Here is a 16,894-nt window from a genome sequence, read left to right as displayed (position 1 = left end):
CACAGACCCACACGGAAAAGGGCGGACGGGAACCTTTATGGTAAAATCAAAAGGCTAATCCCGAGGTTATACAAAGATTTTGTCCGCTTTTGTCTGTGTGAGTCCGTGGCAAATTGATCTGGGTTGAAATCAGATCTGATCCAGAGTAATCCCGAGGCTAAAGAAACGGTTGTGGCTTGAAGGTCAAAAGCTGTTTTCGCCGCTGATATAATCTGATAAAATCTGATGAAGGCAAGATCGTAAGGATCTACATAATTAATCAGGAAATTTTTTAATAGTGAGTGGTGTTGATATGAAAATTTTAGTGACTGGTGGTGCTGGATATATTGGTTCGCATGCCTGTTTAGAGTTATTGAATGCGGGTCACGAGGTGATCTGTGTCGATAACCTTTCAAACTCATCAATGGTGTCGCTGCAGCGTGTCGAGGCGATAACGGGGCGATCCATCGAGTTTCATGAAGTTGATATTCGTGATCGCGACGGCTTAGCTAAAATTTTTACCATCCATTCGATTGATACAGTGATTCACTTTGCTGGTTTGAAGGCAGTGGGGGAGAGTGTTGAACAACCGCTCAATTATTTTGATAATAATGTCTCTGGTACCGTAACATTGTGTCAAGCCATGGCTGCGGCAGGTGTGTTTAGTTTGGTGTTTAGCTCATCGGCGACGGTGTATGGCGATGCTACGGCGATGCCACTGCATGAGGGGGTTGAAACGAAACCGCCGACGAATCCCTATGGTCGTTCAAAATTGATGGTTGAAGAGATGTTGCGCGATCTGTCACACTCTGATTCACGTTGGTCTATTGCTCTGTTGCGTTATTTTAATCCAGTCGGTGCCCATGAAAGTGGTTTGATCGGTGAAAATCCACGTGGTATTCCGAATAATCTTCTCCCCTATATTTCCCAAGTTGCCAGTGGAAAATTAAAACAACTGGCGGTGTACGGTGATGATTATCCAACGCCTGATGGTACTGGGGTACGTGATTATATTCATGTGGTTGATTTAGCGATTGGTCACGTCAAGACGTTGACCTACCTTGAAAGCCATAATGGCGTTCAGGTGTGGAATTTGGGTACGGGGCAGGGTTATTCAGTGCTGGAGATGGTTCGCGCTTTTGAGCAGGCCAGCGGATGCAAGGTGCCTTATGCGGTTGAGCCACGTCGTAGTGGTGATATTGCCCAGTGCTGGTCTGACCCCTCTAAGGCTAAACGGGAGCTTGGCTGGCAAGCGCAGCGTGATCTGTCTACCATGATGGTGGATGCCTGGCGTTGGCAGCAGATGAATTCAGATGGTTATGAATCCAGCAATTGATGTTGAATGATTGCGATGATTTGTCTGTTGGTTGCTCAAATTTACATAGATAATCGAAAGAAAAACGATTATCTATGTAAAAACATGCTATTTATAGAGTTATGAATTGCATAGATGAAATAAAACAATTTAAAAATATCCCGTTTGCTCATGGTGCTTTGCTGTCGTTGTTAGATGGTTACAAAAGGCCTAATGACAAAATCTCCCGAATGATTACTGATGGTGATATTGTAAAGATCAAAAAAGGGCTATATATCCTCTCTTCAGCCCAGCGTACAGCACCTGTTTCTCAATTCCTTTTAGCGAATTTAATTTATGGTCCTTCGTATGTATCTTTAGATTCAGCTCTTTCATATCATGGTTTGATTCCTGAAGGGGTATTTGAGTGCAGCTGTGTGACCCCTAAGCGGGTAAAACGCTACGAAACTCCGTTGGGCCGTTTTACTTACACCCATTCGCATGAATCACTTTATGGGATAGGGATTGTGAGTGAAACAAATGCTGACGGTTCCAGTTTTCTTATTGCAAGTGCTGAGAAGGCGCTGTGTGATAGAATTATTTTTGCAAAAAACCTTTTGGTTACATCCGTTATAACCATGCGACAGTTTTTGACTGAAGACTTACGTATAGACCTTGATGACCTCACTCATTTTGATTTGTCTGTGATCGCTAAGTGTTGTGGTTGTGGTTATAAAGTACGGCAACTTAACGCGCTATATAAAGTGGTGGAGAGCGTAGTATGAGCGTGATTGAGCAGATGTTGCAAAAATATTCTATTGTTACCAATGAAGATTATAACAATGCTCTACGTGAAGTGATGCAGGAAGTTGCCTTGGCGGGACTCTATCGTGGCGGTTTTTTTGATAAAGCAGCTTTTTATGGCGGAACCTGTTTAAGGATATTTCATGGCCTGCAACGCTTCTCGGAAGATTTAGATTTTTCGTTACTGCAATCAGATCTTGATTTTTCTCTTGAACCGTATTTTCGCGCAATCGAAGATGAGTTTAATGCTTTTGGTTTTGATGTGAATATTTCAGTTAAGAAGAAGAGTCAACAAAGTGATATTGAATCAGCTTTTTTAAAAAAAACATCAAGTATTTATGATGTGCAGGTTGTTGGATCAAAAATGATCAAAATAAAATTTGAAGTGGATACGTGTCCACCTCTTGGATTTTCGGTTAAAGAACAGTTGCAGATTCATCCCTATTCATTTTATGTGAAATGTTTTTCATTGCCTGATCTCTTTGCTGGAAAAATGCATGCCTTGTTATTCCGTCAATGGAAAAATAGGGTAAAGGGTCGTGATTGGTATGATTTTGAGTGGTATATTAAGCGAGACGTTGAGTTGAATTTGAGCCACTTTGTTGAGCGCGCCACACAGAGCGGTGATTTGGTAGATGGTGTGTTATCTCAGACAGATTTTTTATCTTTGGTTGAAAATAAAATTCAGCAGTTAAATGTAGATTTGGCTCGTCAGGATGTGGTGCGTTTTATTAAGGAGCCAGACCTGTTAGATATCTGGTCGCACACTTATTTTAGTGATCTATTGATGAAGTTGCGATTTGTATCATAATTTTGGAATATCATGGCTAACTATGAAATGATTAAGGGAGTAAATTTGTTTTGATCTCAGCTGAACTTCCCCATATTACTCACCACGGCGGCGCTTCAGGTGTGACTGGTTCGTGTCACGAATTACAGTGCACATCGACAGAGAGTATTCTCGTTGATTGTGGTTTGTTTCAAGGTGAGGATTATCATTCCCCTGAGGTTGGGTTTTCGGTCGCGAGTATTCGCGCTTTAATTGTCACCCATGTCCACCTCGATCATGTTGGTCGTATTCCCTACCTTATTGCCGCTGGTTTTAGCGGCCCTATCTATTGTTCACAAGCTTCTGCAACTCTGTTGCCCGTTGTACTAGAGGATGCGATGAAGGTGGGCGTCACCCGTAATGAGCGTTTACTTCAGGAAGCTTTGCGGCGGATCACGTCGCAAGTCGTTGCCTGTGATTATGGTGATTGGGTTCCTGTTGAGAATATGCAGGAGCGAGCTGTGGCGATTAAATTGCAACCAGCAGGTCATATTCTTGGTTCGGCTTATGTGCAAATTCGGTTAGCGAAAACAGCGGATCAACCACTGCAGCGGGTTTTGTTTTCTGGCGACCTTGGTGCGCCCTATACGCCGCTATTGCCTGCCCCTCGCTCGCCTTATAGTGCTGATGTGTTAGTGTTAGAGAGTACCTATGGCGATCGTTTGCATCAACAACGCCGTCAACGCCGGCAGCAGTTACGCCAGATTGTTGAGCGCTCTTTCGAAAATCGCGGTGTTGTTCTGATCCCTGCGTTTAGCATTGGCCGAACGCAAGAGCTCCTTTATGAGCTTGAAGATTTGATCCATCATTTGCGCCACCAAAGAGTTGCTAATGGTTTGGTGTGGGATGATGTGGAGATTATTGTCGATTCACCGTTGGCTGCAGACTTTACTCAAATGTACAGAGCATTGCGTCCTTTATGGGATAAGGAAGCGCGATCTCGGCTTCGTCGTGGTCGACATCCTCTTTCGTTTGAGCAGATTACAACTATTGATAGCCATCATGATCATATGCAAACGGTGCGTTATTTAACAAAAAAAGCGCGTCCCTGTATTGTGATTGCCGCCAGTGGCATGTGCAGTGGCGGTAGAATTGTCAATTATCTTAAGGCTTTGTTAGGTGATGAGCGTACCGATGTTGTATTTGTTGGCTACCAGGCTCACGGAACACCTGGTCGGGATATTCAGACTTTTGGCCCTAACGATGGTTACGTTGTTTTGGATGGTCAGCGTTATGATATACGGGCTGGGATTCATACTCTCAATGGTTATTCGGCTCATGCCGATCAGGCTAATCTGCTGAATTTTGTTCGTCGCATGCGTCGGCCACCGCAACGCGTTATTTTGGTTCATGGTGAACTCGAAGCGCGCGACACCTTACGCAATAAACTTTTCAGTCAGTTTCCGACCATTGACGTTCAAACGGCGACTGAAGTGTCATGACGGCGACAAGGCACAGATTCAATGCTGTAGATTGATACGAAGTAATCAAGTATTTGCACTGGCTTTAATCAAGACCTGATCGCACACGGAGGTACAAAGACACCAGTGAGGTCTAAGTCAAACCAAGTCCATAATATTCGGGGTAAGATCCACACTTTGTGACTTCGTGGCTTTGTGTGAGCCGGTTTGCGCTTGAGGGTCAAGAACATTCAGCCGCTGATACAATCTGATAAGATCGGATAGGTCAAAACCAAAGCACTTGCCTAGGTTTACAATCAGTCCTGATCATGAAGTAATCCCGAGGCTAAAGAAAAAGGTTGTCGCTTGCAAGTCAAAATCTGTCTTCCCAGCCTCATGATAAAATCGGATAAATTCCGGATGAGGGCTAAAAAAAGCAAGACCTTTGGTTTGTTTGTAAAACAGATTTTATCCTGAGTATCTATCAGATCTTTTATTTTGGAAAAAGTTGCTCTATGAGATTTCACCCGCAGGGCTGGCTCGCTAATTAGCTTAAATTAAACAAAATTATTTACCGGTACCATATCTCTGTTGTCGAATTATGTCTTAGAATGTGCTAAAACTCCTGTTATGAAAAATTTTCTCCAAAAAAAGTTGCCACTGATTATTGGCACCAATATTGTTATCATTGCTTTGGGGTTATTCTTAGCCTTTGCGGTGCGTTATGATTTTACCTTCATGCCACGAAATTTTGCCATCTTTTGGCAATTTTTGCCTGCTGTCATTGCGATTAAGATCATCGTTTTTTGGCGCTATGGTTTATTTAATGGTTGGTGGCGCTACGTTTCGATGACAGATCTGATTTCGATTTGCAAGGCCAACATTATTGCTTCAGCTGGTGTCGTGGCCTATGCGGTCTTTATTTATCGACTCGAATCGATACCGCGTACAGTGCTGTTTTTAGATGGATTATTTAGTTTTCTTTTTATTGCAGGGATCCGTTTTTCCATTAGAGCTTGGCGTGAAAATTATTATCCAATGTTATTTAACAAAGATGATGATCGGCGCATCTTGATTGTCGGAGCTGGTAGTGCAGGGCAGATGATTGCGCGTGAATTGCACCTTAATCGTAAATTGAAATATACGGCTGTTGGATTTGTTGATGATGATCCGCGTAAACAGCGGGAAAAATTTCATGATTTAACTGTTTTTGGTGGCTGTGACAAAATTCCCCGTGTCTGTCGGCGGGAAAAAGTTGCAGAAGTGGTGATTGCGATCCCTTCGGCGAATGGGGCAAAAATTAAACAGATTGTCGCTCTCTGCCAGCAGGCAGAAGTGCCATTCAAAACATTGCCAAGCGTTGGCAGCTTGATTGATGGTTCCGTTTCAGTGCAACAGCTTAAAAATGTGTCACTTGAAGATCTTTTAGGGCGTGATCCTGTCCAGATTGAAAATCAAAAAATATCGAACTACTTAGCGGGTAAGCGTGTATTAATTACTGGCGCAGGTGGTAGTATTGGTAGTGAGTTGTGCCGTCAAGTTTGTCGTTTTGCTCCTGATAAATTAATTCTGTTTGAAAATGCAGAAACCCCTTTATTTGAGATTGAAAAAGAACTTTGTGGGCTCTATCCTGACATGCCAATTTTTCCAATTATTGGTGATATCCGTTATCGTGCTCGTGTTGAAGCGATTTTCGATGAGTTTATGCCACAGGTTGTTTTTCATGCGGCGGCCTATAAACATGTACCAATGATGGAGTTGAACCCTGCTGAAGCGGTGAATAATAATGTGCGTGGCACACAGGTTATCGCTGAAGCGTCTGATCTGTTTCGTGTTGAACGCTTTGTCACGGTGTCGACAGATAAGGCGGTTAATCCGACTAATGTGATGGGGGCCACCAAGCGCAGCGCAGAAAAAATTGTTCAAGCATTATCACGACGGAGCAAAACCCGTTTTGTAACCGTGCGGTTTGGTAATGTTTTAGGTAGTAATGGTAGTGTTATCCCAACCTTTACCGAGCAGATTAAAGAGGGCGGCCCAATTACGGTAACGCATAAGGATATTACGCGCTTCTTTATGACGATACCTGAGGCTTCGCAGTTAGTTTTGCAGGCTGGGAGTATGGGCAATGGTGGTGAAATCTATCTATTGGATATGGGAGAACCCGTTAAGATCCTCCATTTGGCGGAAGAGCTCATTCGCTTGTCGGGTAAGGTTCCTTATGATGAGGTCGGAATTGAATTTACTGGTTTGCGACCAGGTGAGAAACTATATGAAGAGCTGCTGTTAGATGGTGAAGGTGTTCAGCCGACAAGCCATAAGAAGATTTGTGTCGCCGCCTCAGTTATTGAAGATGAGGTTGTTCTTCAGGAGCAACTCACTTTACTCTTTGATGCCGCACGCAAAATGGACCTTACTCAAGTGCTTGATTTGCTGCAACAGATTGTTCCAGAATATCAACCAGCTGAACATGGTTCTGCGCGAAAAATACTTAATGATAAAGAGAGTTAACGGTAAACGGTTTGATTTTATCACTCTGTTGAATTTGTCGTGTACAGAATGATATGGCTATGATACATCACCCTCGGGTTTAGCTTAACTTTCTTGTTTTTGTGCGACTATCTCTCTTGAATTGGATCATTTTATGATTAAAAGTATGACTGGTTATGGTAAAGGGCAGCTCGTAGGGAGTGATGCTCAATATAGTGTTGAGATTAAGACGGTCAATCATCGCCATATTGATGTGGGTGTTAAGTGTCCTCGTGCGCTTTTGTATCTAGAGCGAGAGATTAAAAAACACATTTCAGGTCGCTTGTTTCGCGGTAAAGTTGATGTCTTCATCAACCGTGAAACGACTGAGGAAGCACTTTTAACACCCGTTTTAAATGATTCCTTAGCTGCTGAGTATGTGAAATTGTTTACTCAAATGAGCAGTCAATATAATTTGTCGAGCGATATTCCTGTTTCGTTGATTGCAGCACAAAGAGATGTCATTCAATTACGTGAAGTTGATATGGATGAAGAGGTTGTTCGCGATCAGCTTCAAGGGGCGTTGATGTTAGCAATTGATGCTGTTGAAAAGATGCGTCAGCAAGAAGGAGCTGCTTTGCAGGCTGATATTCAGATGCGTCTTGATCTGATGGAAACCCTCTTGACAACAATTGAAACACGTTCCCCACAGGTAGCACTGGAGTGGCAACAGAAGCTTCAGGGTCGTTTGGCTCGTTTGCTTGATGATGTTGAACCTGACCCTCAGCGCATCGCTCAGGAACTGGCTATTTTTGCCGACCGGTGTGATATCTGTGAAGAAGTTGTACGTTTTAAAAGCCATTTGCAGCAATTTAGGTTATTATTTGACTCCACTGAGGCCGTTGGCCGACAGATGGATTTCTTGCTACAAGAGCTTAATCGTGAAACGAATACCATGGGGTCTAAATCAAACGACGCAGAGTTGACGAGTCATGTTGTTATGATTAAGGCTGAATTGGAAAAAATACGTGAACAAGTTCAGAATATTGAATAACGAACGAAAAGAGTGCTCTATCAACACAAAATCTTCGGGCCTGACTTCGCCTCGCGCCGTATCTGCTGCGTTGCAAAAACTTGAAGTGAGGCTGGCCATTCCTGCGGTTTTACGCCTTGCATAAACAACACGATGCTATGTCATGCACTCGAAATTTTGTAATGACAAAGCACTAAGAGGTAGACTGAACATGGAACGTCATGGTTTGTTATATGTAATTTCAGCACCATCTGGAGCGGGTAAGACAACATTGTGTCATGCTCTTATTGACTTATTGCCAGAATTAGGCCATTCTGTGTCGTTTACAACGCGTTCAATTCGTGTTGGCGAAGTGGATGGAGTTGATTACCATTTTGTGACTTCAGCCATGTTTCAACAGATGGTTGACAATAAAGAGTTTGTCGAGTGGGCTGAGGTTCATGGTAATTGTTATGGTACGGCAGTTAAAACTCTAACGGATGCCTGTGACAGTGGACGTGATATTCTCCTTGATATCGATTTTCAAGGCGCGGAACAGTTAAAAGAACATGGTGTCGAAGCAGTATTTATATTTATTGCTCCACCGAGCTTCAGTGAGTTAGAGCGTCGCCTACGTGGCCGAGATACCGATAGTGCAGACGTTGTCGCATGTCGTATTAAAAATGCTCATGGCGAAATGCAAGAAGCTAAGTGGTACGACTATGTTATTATTAATGATGATTTTGATGTCGCTTTGATGGAACTTAAATCCGTAATTTGTGCAGAACGATGTCGGAGTCGTCTCATGTTTCCGATTGTAGCGCAAAGTTTAAATATAAATACTAGTAGATAGCTTAAGGAGTTATACAGATGGCACGTGTTACCGTTGAAGATTGTTTAGATGAGATTTCAAATCGTTTTTTGTTAACCATGGTTGCGGCTAAACGAGCCAAGCAATTGTATCGCGGTGCACCACCTTTGGTGGAAAATGTTTCTGGTAACAAGAAAGTGGTTCTGGCGCTACGTGAGATTGCTGCTGGGAAAATCGAATTTGAAGCTCAAGATACGAGTACCTACTAAGCCCTTTCGTTGAGTTATGATTGGCGGCATCGTTTGATGCCGCCTTTTTTATTCTTCCCATCTTTTTTTGATTTTATCATCCATGGTGAATCATTTTGAACTGCCTTGATGAAATACTTACCGCTGTAGCTGAGTACCTTCCAGATACAGACCTTAGTTTGATCCGTAATGCCTACCTGTATAGTGAACAGATCCATCGTGAACATCTTAACCGATCCGGTAGTCCCCTCTTTGATCATCCTGTTGCGGTGGCGAAATTACTTGTTCGTCTTAAAATGGATGTAACGACCATTGCGGCTGCACTCGTGCATGATGTATTAGAGAGAGAATTGTCTTCAGTTGATCAACTTCGTGAACAGCTTGGCGAGCCTGTGGTTTTGTTGGTCGAAGGTCTAACCCGTATCAATATGATCATCTTTCAAAAAGGTGGTGGTCAACAAACCGAAAGTTTTCGTAAGATGTTGTTGGCCATAGCGCGCGACTTTCGGACAATTCTTATTAAAATGGCAGATCGTTTGCACAATATGCAGGTTCTGCACGCATATCCAGCCAATGAACAACAGCTGATCGCTCGTGAAACAATGGATGTCTATGCTCCGTTGGCAAACCGACTTGGTATTAGTTGGATGAAATCCTCACTTGAAGATCTATCTTTCAAGTATCTCTATGCTGATGCCTATGCTGACCTTGATCGACGTGTGACCTTCTTTAAAACCGATCAGTGTGATGAGTATGTTCAGCAGGTTCGTGAGCAGATTGATACTAAATTGCGTAGTCAGGGGATTGATGGTGATGTTTATGGTCGCTCGAAACACCTGTACTCAATTTATAAAAAAATTCAACGACAACATATTGATATTGATCAGATGTATGATTTGATCGCCTTTCGAATCATTGTCAGTTCTGTTCGTGAATGTTACGCCGCTTTAGGGATTATTCACGAAGGATGGAAGCCGATTGCCTCGCGCTTTAAAGATTTTATTGCCATGCCGAAATCGAATATGTATCAATCGCTGCATACGTCAGTGATAGGTCCATATGGTAAGCGGATGGAGGTGCAAATTCGTACCACAGAGATGCATCGTGTTGCCGAGGAGGGGATCGCTGCCCATTGGATGTATAAAGAGGGTAGCGCGACTTCTGGTGCTGCTGACGATAATCGTTTCAGCTGGTTGCGTCACATGGTTGAATGGCAGCGGGAGATGAATGCCTCGCTTGAAGTTGTTAGTGAGCCACACGTTGATCTTTTTCCTGAGGAGGTCTATGTCTTTACGCCGCAAGGTCATGTTCGTGAACTGCCACGTGGTGCTTGCCCGATAGATTTTGCTTATGCGATTCATGGAGACATCGGTCATCGCTGTGTGGGTGCTAAGGTCAATAATAAACTGGTTTCATTGAAGACTGAACTATTTAATGGTGATGTGATTGAGGTGTTGACCTCGCCAAATCAAACTCCGAGTAAAGATTGGCTCAATTTTGTAAAATCATCGAAAGCGCGTAACCGAATTCGCCATTGGATTAAAACGCAAGAGCGCGAAAAAAGTATTGAGTTAGCGCATTCTATTTTGGATAAGGAATTGCGTAAGTACGGGCGTAGTTTAAATAAATTGTTGCCTGACCCTGTCATGCTTGAGACTGCTAAAGATCTTGGTTTTAAGGATGTGCAGGAGGTTCTTGCTGCTGTTGGTTATGGTAAACTGTCAGCTCGACAGGTTGTTGGTCGTGTTTTGCCCGCTGATACAGTCAGGCCGCAACGTAAACTATCTGGTTTGGGCCGTGTTTTAGATAAGATTCGTAAGAAGCCTTCACATAGTGCGATCCGTATTCAGGGGATTGATGATGTTTTAGTTCGTTTTGCTAAATGCTGTAATCCACTCCCTGGTGACGATATCGTTGGTTTTATTACCCGTGGACACGGCATTACGATTCACGCTGCCGATTGTTCACATCTGCTTGAAACTGATGTCCAGCGACGCGTAGACGTTGAATGGGACCTGAGTACATCCGCCTCGCGCAACGTTAAAATTAATGTTTATTGTCATGATGAAAAAGGGCTGTTGGCGAATATTACTGCCTGTATTTCAAACTGTGAAGCGGGTATCTCAAGCGCAAGAGTTAATACAACCAAAGACAATAAAGGGATCAATGAATTTGAAATTGAGGTGAAAAATGTTGAACACCTTAAAAAAGTGATGAAAGAGTTGAAGGGATTGTCGGGCGTCTATCGAGTCGAACGGCTGCGCGAGCGGTTTTAGTGCTTCATGCTTTGCACTTCAATTTTTATCATGGCTCAAAATATATGATTAAAATAAAAGGGGAACTGAATCAAATGATTCAGTTCCCCTTTTTTGTTTTTCACGCACGAACTACTTAGTTTAGCCCTTAGTGACTGCTCCTGAACGGATGCAACGGGTGCAAACTTTCATAGATTTAACAGCGCCGTTTTTGACAGCCCGAACCTTTTGCAGGTTAGGATACCAAGTTTTACGGGTTTTGTTATGTGCGTGGCTGACGTTGTTTCCTGTTACCGGCTTTTTGCCGCAAATTTCGCATGTTCTGGACATATGTCTATAGACCTCCTGAATATTTAGAACGCGTATAACTAGCATAATCTTTTAACTGAAGCAAGAATTAATTATTCCAGTCGTCCAAGTTCTCTTCGCTTAATATGTGAATTCCGTGTTGTGATAATAATGCTGTGGTGACACCTTTACCGTCAATGAGTTGTGTCCCTTGATAGACACTATATACGCCACATGACGGGCTTCTCTCTTTAAGTAGGGCAAGGGTGCACCGTGAAAGCTTTGCAACCTCTAGGCTTTGTTTTGCCCCTAATATGAACTGTTCTGCCTTGTCTTCCCCGTTTGTGTTGAGCAACTTAGCGCAACCGTTCAATACTGTTTCACCGTCACCGTGAGAAAATGAGCAAGAGGGCCGTGGTGTTGCGAGGCCACCGAGCTGTTCGGGACAGCATGGGATTGGAAGCATGTTGTTTTTTTCTAAAAAATTAATAACTTTTGCACATTTTTTAATCTTTGCGTTGTAGCGAGTATTTAAGCCAAGTAAGCAAGCACTTACCAATACCGGGCGTGACATTATGTGTGATCCAGAGGAGGGTTGATAAGCTCCTGCGTGGAATCTTGGACTTGCGCTGAAACGATCACTTTTCGTCCGGTAATACTGAGTGCCCCCTGAGCAAACCATTCAATGGCTTGAGGGTAAATTTTATGTTCTTGAACAAGAATACGGGCAGATAAACTTTCATCCGTATCGTTATCAAGCACTGGAACAACGGCTTGAGCAATAATAGGCCCTGTGTCAACGCCGCCGTCAACAAAGTGAACCGTGCAGCCTGCAAACCGAGCACCATAATCCAGCGCTTTTTGTTGCACATGCAGGCCTGGAAACGACGGCAGAAGGGCAGGGTGAATATTCATGATTCGGCTCGGAAATGCATCGAGGAAACGTTGGCCGATAATTCTCATGAAACCTGCTAATACAACGAGTTGTACATTGCTTCTCTTAAGGGCTGATACCACTTCGCTATCAAAGTCGTCTCTTTTTTCAAAGCTTCGGTGGTCAATACATTGTGTCATAATTCCAGCGCTAGAGGCTCTATTGAGAGCGCCTGAGCTGGGGTTGTTGCTTATGACTGTGACAATCTCAGCATTGATGCTCCCTGTTTGACAGCCATCAATAATAGATTGTAAATTTGTGCCGCCACCGGAGGCCAGTACGCCGATTCGAAGTTTTTCAGCCACGCTGATCTCCTGTCTTTGCGCTGTTATACGAGTTTTACACTTGGGGCTTCATCAGCACTTTTTTCGATGATACCGATCTCCCATGCTGACTCATTGAGACCAGATAAGCGGATCAGAATATCTTCACATTGGTTACTTGGAACGATCATTACCATTCCTAGGCCATTGTTAAATGTTCGGTGCATCTCTGTGTCGTCAATGTTGCCACCTTCTTGTAGTGCTTTAAAAATAGGTGGTTTTTCCCAGCTATCACGAGCAATCGTTGCTTGACAGTGGCGAGGCATAACCCGAGGAACATTCTCTAACAGTCCACCACCAGTAATGTGCGCCATCCCCTTAATCTCAAAATCACGAATAATATTAAGAATCGTTTTGACGTAGATACGGGTCGGTGTCAAGAGTTCCATACCAATTGATTGCTCAAAGCCCTCAAGGGTATCTGTTGGTTTAAGCCCCATTATTTCAAAGAACACTTTACGTGCTAGGGAGAAACCGTTTGAATGGAGTCCGTTTGAGGCAATACCGATGATTTTGTCACCAACGGTGATACTCGAACCATCGATGATTTTATCGTTGTCTACAGCCCCAACAGTGAATCCAGCTAAATCGTATTCGCTTTCGGAATAAAAACCAGGCATCTCTGCGGTTTCACCGCCAACGAGTGCACAGCCAGCTTGTATACAACCCTCTGAAATCCCTTTGACAACTTCCGTTGCTTTTTCGGGAGAAAGTTTGCCGGTGGCCATGTAGTCAAGGAAAAACAACGGCTCAGCGCCTTGAACGATAATATCATTCACACACATGGCAACAAGATCAATGCCGACGGTGTCATGCTTATCCATCATAAAAGCGAGCTTTAGTTTTGTTCCTACCCCATCTGTCGATGAAACAAGGGTTGGTTTTTTATATTTGTCAGCATGAAATGAAAACAGACCGCCAAAACCGCCGATGTCAGTTAAGACTTCAGGGCGGGAGGTTGCTTTAACTAATGGCTTGATCATGTCAACAAAACGGTTGCCAGCATCGATATCTACGCCAGCATCTTTGTAAGTAACTTTATTTTTGTCCAATTTAAACTCCTCGTACGAAAGTGGCGTCAATTAATAAAACATGGACTATCAGTTGTCAATGTCAAACTCACCTTTTTAACGATTCAGGTTGTTCCTTCTCTGTGTCACTAATCGCCCCTTTACAGTGAGAGGGGGGTAGCATAAAATGGAAAAAATGATGTTATGATGATAATACTTGTGTTAGCCGCTAACCTCATTGCTGGGTGGCGACTGTGCTTTAACTTTGTAGTTATTTTAGTTTTGTTTGAAAGTCTATACTAAATTCGATGAATTGTCAGTTGTCCTGAATGATTAAAGTGAGTGTTTTTCTACTATGAAATGGTGTTTACGCCAGATGGTCGCCAATGATTTGCCACAAGTTGTTGCGATTGAGCAGTCTTGTTATCCTCATCCGTGGTCTACGGATCTCTTTCAACGTGAACTTGATAATCCGTTAGCGCAGTTGTTTGTCTGTATTTGCGCTGATGAAGTGATCGGCTATCTTTGTTTGTGGAATATTGCTGGTGAAGTTGAAATTCATAATGTTGCGACAGCACCAGATTGGCAGAGAAAAGGTGTTGCTGCGTTGTTAATGCAAGCGCTGTGGACTTATATTGACGAACAACGAATTGATCGGGTTTTTCTTGAAGTTCGTTGTAATAATGATGCGGCAATCTACTTGTATAAAAAACATTTATTTCGTGTTACCGATCGCCGAAAAGGGTATTATTCCGACGGTGAAGATGCGTTGTTGATGTGTTGGCAACGAACGATTGATCAAGTCTGAAGGTCAAAAACATTTAGCCGCGGATTCAATCTGATAACATCTGATAGGTCAAAGGCTGTTTTTAGCCTCAGGATAAGTGCCGTGATCAGATCGGTTTAAGGGCTAAGCAAAAAGTAAGTCATTTGAACTGGGTTAACATCAGATTTTATCGGACCTCATCAGCGGCCAAGCCCTTGAACTGGCTTGAAATTAGATCTGATCATGAAGTAATCACGAAACTAGAAATGTTTGTTGCTTGCAGGTCAAAAGCTATTTCAGCACACGGAGGCACAAAGACACCAAGTAGATCTATATCAAACCAAGTTCATGATTTTCGAGGTTAAGATCCACCCTTTGTGACTTCGTGGCTTTGTGTGAGCCGGTTTTCGCTTGTAGCTCAAGAACATTCAGCTGCGGATACAATCAGATAAGGTCAGAAACTAAAGCACTTGCCTAGGTTTACAATCAGATTTTATCCCGAGGCTAAAGAAAAGGTTTGAAAAAGATGATTTGGAATAATGAAAGGCAGTCAAGACGATGAAAAACCTTAAAACGGTTGTACTAAATAATAGCGAAATTGCACCCGGTTACTTTCGCATGATGATCTTAGCGCCAGGTTATCCTCAGCAAGCTCAGGCGGGTCAATTTGTGATGTTGCGTGTTCAACCACAATCGCAACCATTATTACGGCGACCTTTTGGCATCTTTCGCACTGGAACATTGCCAGCTCAATGTACTGATTTGCCTGAACGTGATTTTGTTGAATTGCTCTATAAAGTGGTTGGCACCGGAACGACGATGATGTCAGAACTTAAAAATGGTGATCCCGTTGAATTGCTCGGCCCGCTTGGTGAAGGGTTTTTACTCGAAAATAATAGTGTAAATCACCTTCTGGTGGGTGGTGGTATTGGTTTAGTGCCACTCTATATGCTAGCTGAACAGTTATGCCAACGTGGTGATTCAGTACGATTATTGATGGGTGGTCGCACCCGTGACGATATTTTAGGGATCACTGAATTTGAGCGACTTGGTGTTGAAACGTATGTGTCGACCGATGATGGCAGTCTAGGTGAAGAGGGGCTCGTTACGGCTGTTTTATCGCGTAAGTTGACCCGTTTTCCTGATGCTAAAGTTTACGCATGTGGGCCCATGCCGATGTTAGCAGCGGTACGTACGATTTGTCATGCTGCCGACGTTGATTTACAGGTATCGCTAGAAGCTCTCATGGCGTGTGGAATTGGTGCTTGCTTGGGCTGTGTGGTGCCAAGTAAGGATCATAGTGACGAAGAACCTGATTACCTCTGTACCTGTAAGCAAGGCCCCGTTTTCGACGCTGAGGCGTTAGCCTGGAGCCAAGGGAGAATAAGCAGTCATGATTGATGGCGTCGTAAAAAATCCGCCCTTCTGCGTTGCAACGGCAGCTCATGACTTCGACATAAGTAACTATGCCTTCACCCCTGAGCAACTATTACGCCTTGGTGGACGCAATTTTAACTTAGCCAACTCATCTTTTTTTGCGAGTCCATTATGATTGATCAAACACCATCGCTTGCTGTCGATTTAGCAGGCTTGAAGCTTCGTAATCCAGTGATGCCTGCATCGGGAACTTTTGGCTATGGTGCAGAGTTTAGTCCTTATCTCGATCTGAATAAAATTGGGGCTATTGTTACTAAGGGGATCTCACTGAACCCGAAGGCGGGTAATCCTACACCTAGAATCGCCGAAACCTCATCGGGAATGCTCAATGCTATCGGTTTACAAAATGTCGGCATCGATACCTTTGTGCGCGAAAAGGTCCCTTTTTTAGAGCAACTTGAAACACCTGTTATTGTAAATTTTTTTGGTAATACGTTAGAGGAGTATATTCAGGTTGCCGACAAGTTGTCAGGGATCGATATTGTTTCAGCGGTTGAGCTAAATATCTCTTGTCCTAATGTGAAGCAGGGCGGGATTGTTTTTGGCACCGAGCCATGTGCTGCGGCACAGGTGGTATCTGAAGTTCGCCGATGTCTTGACAAACCACTGATTGTCAAATTAACTCCGAACGTCACCGATATTACTGTCATGGCACGTGCTGTTGAAGAGGCGGGAGCTGATATTATTTGTTGTATTAATACGTTAACGGGGATGTCCGTTGATATTCATTCACAGCGACTACGGCTGGCAAATGGAACGGGTGGCCTTTCGGGGCCAGCAATTAAACCCGTTGCCTTACGTATGGTTCATCAAGTAGTTCAAGCTGTTTCGCTGCCTGTAATTGGCGTTGGTGGAATTATGACGGCAGAAGATGCGTTAGAGTTTTTGTTGGTTGGTGCGCAGGCCGTTCAAGTTGGAACCGCTAATTTGGTAAACCCGGGAGCGATGGCTGAAATTGTTGATGGTATCAGTCAGTTTTGTTGTCAAAAAAATATTGACAATATTCAGGACTGGATTGGTAGTTTAAAGGCTTAA

At 43.4% G+C, this 16,894-nt stretch carries 17 protein-coding genes; 13 read left to right on the top strand and 4 right to left on the bottom strand.

Annotated features, from left to right (window positions below; genetic code table 11):
- The first annotated feature begins 292 nt into the window (after positions 1-292).
- The 9 genes from galE (at position 293) to ACZ5KY_RS12540 (ending at position 11,122) form a co-directional block, all read left to right on the top strand.
- Positions 293-1,315, top strand: a complete 1,023-nt coding sequence (galE, locus tag ACZ5KY_RS12580; protein WP_464244243.1) for a UDP-glucose 4-epimerase GalE — start codon at positions 293-295, stop codon at positions 1,313-1,315.
- A 101-nt stretch (positions 1,316-1,416) separates the two neighbouring features.
- Positions 1,417-2,058, top strand: coding sequence for a type IV toxin-antitoxin system AbiEi family antitoxin domain-containing protein (locus ACZ5KY_RS12575; RefSeq protein WP_464244242.1), 642 nt, complete (start codon positions 1,417-1,419; stop codon positions 2,056-2,058).
- Positions 2,055-2,888, top strand: a complete 834-nt coding sequence (locus ACZ5KY_RS12570) for a nucleotidyl transferase AbiEii/AbiGii toxin family protein (RefSeq protein ID WP_464244241.1) — start codon at positions 2,055-2,057, stop codon at positions 2,886-2,888. The genes ACZ5KY_RS12575 and ACZ5KY_RS12570 overlap by 4 nt, the downstream gene beginning before the upstream one ends.
- 50 nt (positions 2,889-2,938) lie before the next feature.
- A complete protein-coding gene (locus ACZ5KY_RS12565; RefSeq protein WP_464244240.1) occupies positions 2,939-4,348 on the top strand; it encodes an MBL fold metallo-hydrolase RNA specificity domain-containing protein in 1,410 nt (469 codons plus the stop codon).
- 588 nt (positions 4,349-4,936) lie between these two features.
- A complete protein-coding gene (locus ACZ5KY_RS12560; protein WP_464244239.1) occupies positions 4,937-6,817 on the top strand; it encodes a polysaccharide biosynthesis protein in 1,881 nt (626 codons plus the stop codon).
- 133 nt (positions 6,818-6,950) lie between these two features.
- The gene (locus ACZ5KY_RS12555) at positions 6,951-7,829 is read left to right on the top strand and encodes a YicC/YloC family endoribonuclease (protein ID WP_464244238.1); all 879 of its coding nucleotides are present in this window, start codon (positions 6,951-6,953) and stop codon (positions 7,827-7,829) included.
- A 190-nt stretch (positions 7,830-8,019) separates the two neighbouring features.
- Positions 8,020-8,640, top strand: a complete 621-nt coding sequence (gmk, locus tag ACZ5KY_RS12550; protein ID WP_464244237.1) for a guanylate kinase — start codon at positions 8,020-8,022, stop codon at positions 8,638-8,640.
- A 17-nt stretch (positions 8,641-8,657) separates the two neighbouring features.
- Positions 8,658-8,867, top strand: a complete 210-nt coding sequence (gene rpoZ, locus ACZ5KY_RS12545) for a DNA-directed RNA polymerase subunit omega (RefSeq protein WP_464244236.1) — start codon at positions 8,658-8,660, stop codon at positions 8,865-8,867.
- 95 nt (positions 8,868-8,962) lie between these two features.
- Positions 8,963-11,122 (top strand): RelA/SpoT family protein, encoded by a 2,160-nt coding sequence (locus tag ACZ5KY_RS12540; protein WP_464244235.1) that lies wholly within the window; start codon positions 8,963-8,965, stop codon positions 11,120-11,122.
- Positions 11,123-11,242: 120 nt separating this feature from the next.
- On the opposite strand, the gene rpmB is transcribed toward ACZ5KY_RS12540, so the two are convergent.
- The 4 genes from rpmB to purM form a co-directional block, all read right to left on the bottom strand.
- Positions 11,243-11,431: a 50S ribosomal protein L28 gene (gene rpmB, locus ACZ5KY_RS12535; RefSeq protein WP_464244234.1), complete on the bottom strand. Its 189-nt coding sequence runs from the start codon at positions 11,429-11,431 to the stop codon at positions 11,243-11,245.
- Between the two features lie 67 nt (positions 11,432-11,498).
- Positions 11,499-11,963: a 2-thiouracil desulfurase family protein gene (locus ACZ5KY_RS12530; protein WP_464244233.1), complete on the bottom strand. Its 465-nt coding sequence runs from the start codon at positions 11,961-11,963 to the stop codon at positions 11,499-11,501.
- The gene (gene purN / locus ACZ5KY_RS12525; protein ID WP_464244232.1) at positions 11,963-12,628 is read right to left on the bottom strand and encodes a phosphoribosylglycinamide formyltransferase; all 666 of its coding nucleotides are present in this window, start codon (positions 12,626-12,628) and stop codon (positions 11,963-11,965) included. The genes ACZ5KY_RS12530 and purN overlap by 1 nt, the downstream gene beginning before the upstream one ends.
- Positions 12,629-12,651: 23 nt before the next feature.
- Positions 12,652-13,698 carry a phosphoribosylformylglycinamidine cyclo-ligase gene (gene purM / locus ACZ5KY_RS12520; protein ID WP_464244231.1) on the bottom strand — a complete coding sequence of 349 codons (1,047 nt, stop codon included), beginning with the start codon at positions 13,696-13,698 and terminating at the stop codon, positions 12,652-12,654.
- A 313-nt stretch (positions 13,699-14,011) separates the two neighbouring features.
- On the opposite strand from purM, the gene rimI reads away from it, so the two are divergent.
- From rimI to ACZ5KY_RS12500, 4 genes are all read left to right on the top strand, one after another.
- Positions 14,012-14,464 (top strand): ribosomal protein S18-alanine N-acetyltransferase, encoded by a 453-nt coding sequence (gene rimI, locus ACZ5KY_RS12515; RefSeq protein ID WP_464244230.1) that lies wholly within the window; start codon positions 14,012-14,014, stop codon positions 14,462-14,464.
- Between the two features lie 516 nt (positions 14,465-14,980).
- A complete protein-coding gene (locus ACZ5KY_RS12510) occupies positions 14,981-15,823 on the top strand; it encodes a dihydroorotate dehydrogenase electron transfer subunit (RefSeq protein ID WP_464244229.1) in 843 nt (280 codons plus the stop codon).
- On the top strand, positions 15,816-15,974 hold the full coding sequence (locus ACZ5KY_RS12505) for a hypothetical protein (RefSeq protein ID WP_464244228.1): 159 nt from the start codon (positions 15,816-15,818) through the stop codon (positions 15,972-15,974). The genes ACZ5KY_RS12510 and ACZ5KY_RS12505 overlap by 8 nt, the downstream gene beginning before the upstream one ends.
- The gene (locus tag ACZ5KY_RS12500; RefSeq protein ID WP_464244227.1) at positions 15,971-16,894 is read left to right on the top strand and encodes a dihydroorotate dehydrogenase; all 924 of its coding nucleotides are present in this window, start codon (positions 15,971-15,973) and stop codon (positions 16,892-16,894) included. Before ACZ5KY_RS12505 ends, ACZ5KY_RS12500 begins: the two co-directional genes overlap by 4 nt.

The organism is Desulfuromonas svalbardensis (assembly GCF_055389415.1).
The sequence above is the reverse complement of the archived record's forward strand: the minus strand, read 5'-3'. Positions and strand labels throughout refer to the sequence as shown.

Excerpts from the sequence above, each read along its gene's own strand:
- rimI (WP_464244230.1), top strand. The coding sequence starts at position 14,012 with ATGAAATGGTGTTTACGCCAGATGGTCGCCAATGATTTGCCACAAGTT.
- ACZ5KY_RS12510 (WP_464244229.1), top strand. The coding sequence starts at position 14,981 with ATGAAAAACCTTAAAACGGTTGTACTAAATAATAGCGAAATTGCACCC.
- ACZ5KY_RS12575 (WP_464244242.1), top strand. The coding sequence starts at position 1,417 with ATGAATTGCATAGATGAAATAAAACAATTTAAAAATATCCCGTTTGCT.
- galE (WP_464244243.1), top strand. The coding sequence starts at position 293 with ATGAAAATTTTAGTGACTGGTGGTGCTGGATATATTGGTTCGCATGCC.
- rpoZ (WP_464244236.1), top strand. The coding sequence starts at position 8,658 with ATGGCACGTGTTACCGTTGAAGATTGTTTAGATGAGATTTCAAATCGT.
- ACZ5KY_RS12560 (WP_464244239.1), top strand. The coding sequence starts at position 4,937 with ATGAAAAATTTTCTCCAAAAAAAGTTGCCACTGATTATTGGCACCAAT.
- gmk (WP_464244237.1), top strand. The coding sequence starts at position 8,020 with ATGGAACGTCATGGTTTGTTATATGTAATTTCAGCACCATCTGGAGCG.
- ACZ5KY_RS12555 (WP_464244238.1), top strand. The coding sequence starts at position 6,951 with ATGATTAAAAGTATGACTGGTTATGGTAAAGGGCAGCTCGTAGGGAGT.
- ACZ5KY_RS12505 (WP_464244228.1), top strand. The coding sequence starts at position 15,816 with ATGATTGATGGCGTCGTAAAAAATCCGCCCTTCTGCGTTGCAACGGCA.
- ACZ5KY_RS12570 (WP_464244241.1), top strand. The coding sequence starts at position 2,055 with ATGAGCGTGATTGAGCAGATGTTGCAAAAATATTCTATTGTTACCAAT.
- ACZ5KY_RS12500 (WP_464244227.1), top strand. The coding sequence starts at position 15,971 with ATGATTGATCAAACACCATCGCTTGCTGTCGATTTAGCAGGCTTGAAG.
- rpmB (WP_464244234.1), bottom strand. The coding sequence starts at position 11,431 with ATGTCCAGAACATGCGAAATTTGCGGCAAAAAGCCGGTAACAGGAAAC.
- ACZ5KY_RS12530 (WP_464244233.1), bottom strand. The coding sequence starts at position 11,963 with ATGTCACGCCCGGTATTGGTAAGTGCTTGCTTACTTGGCTTAAATACT.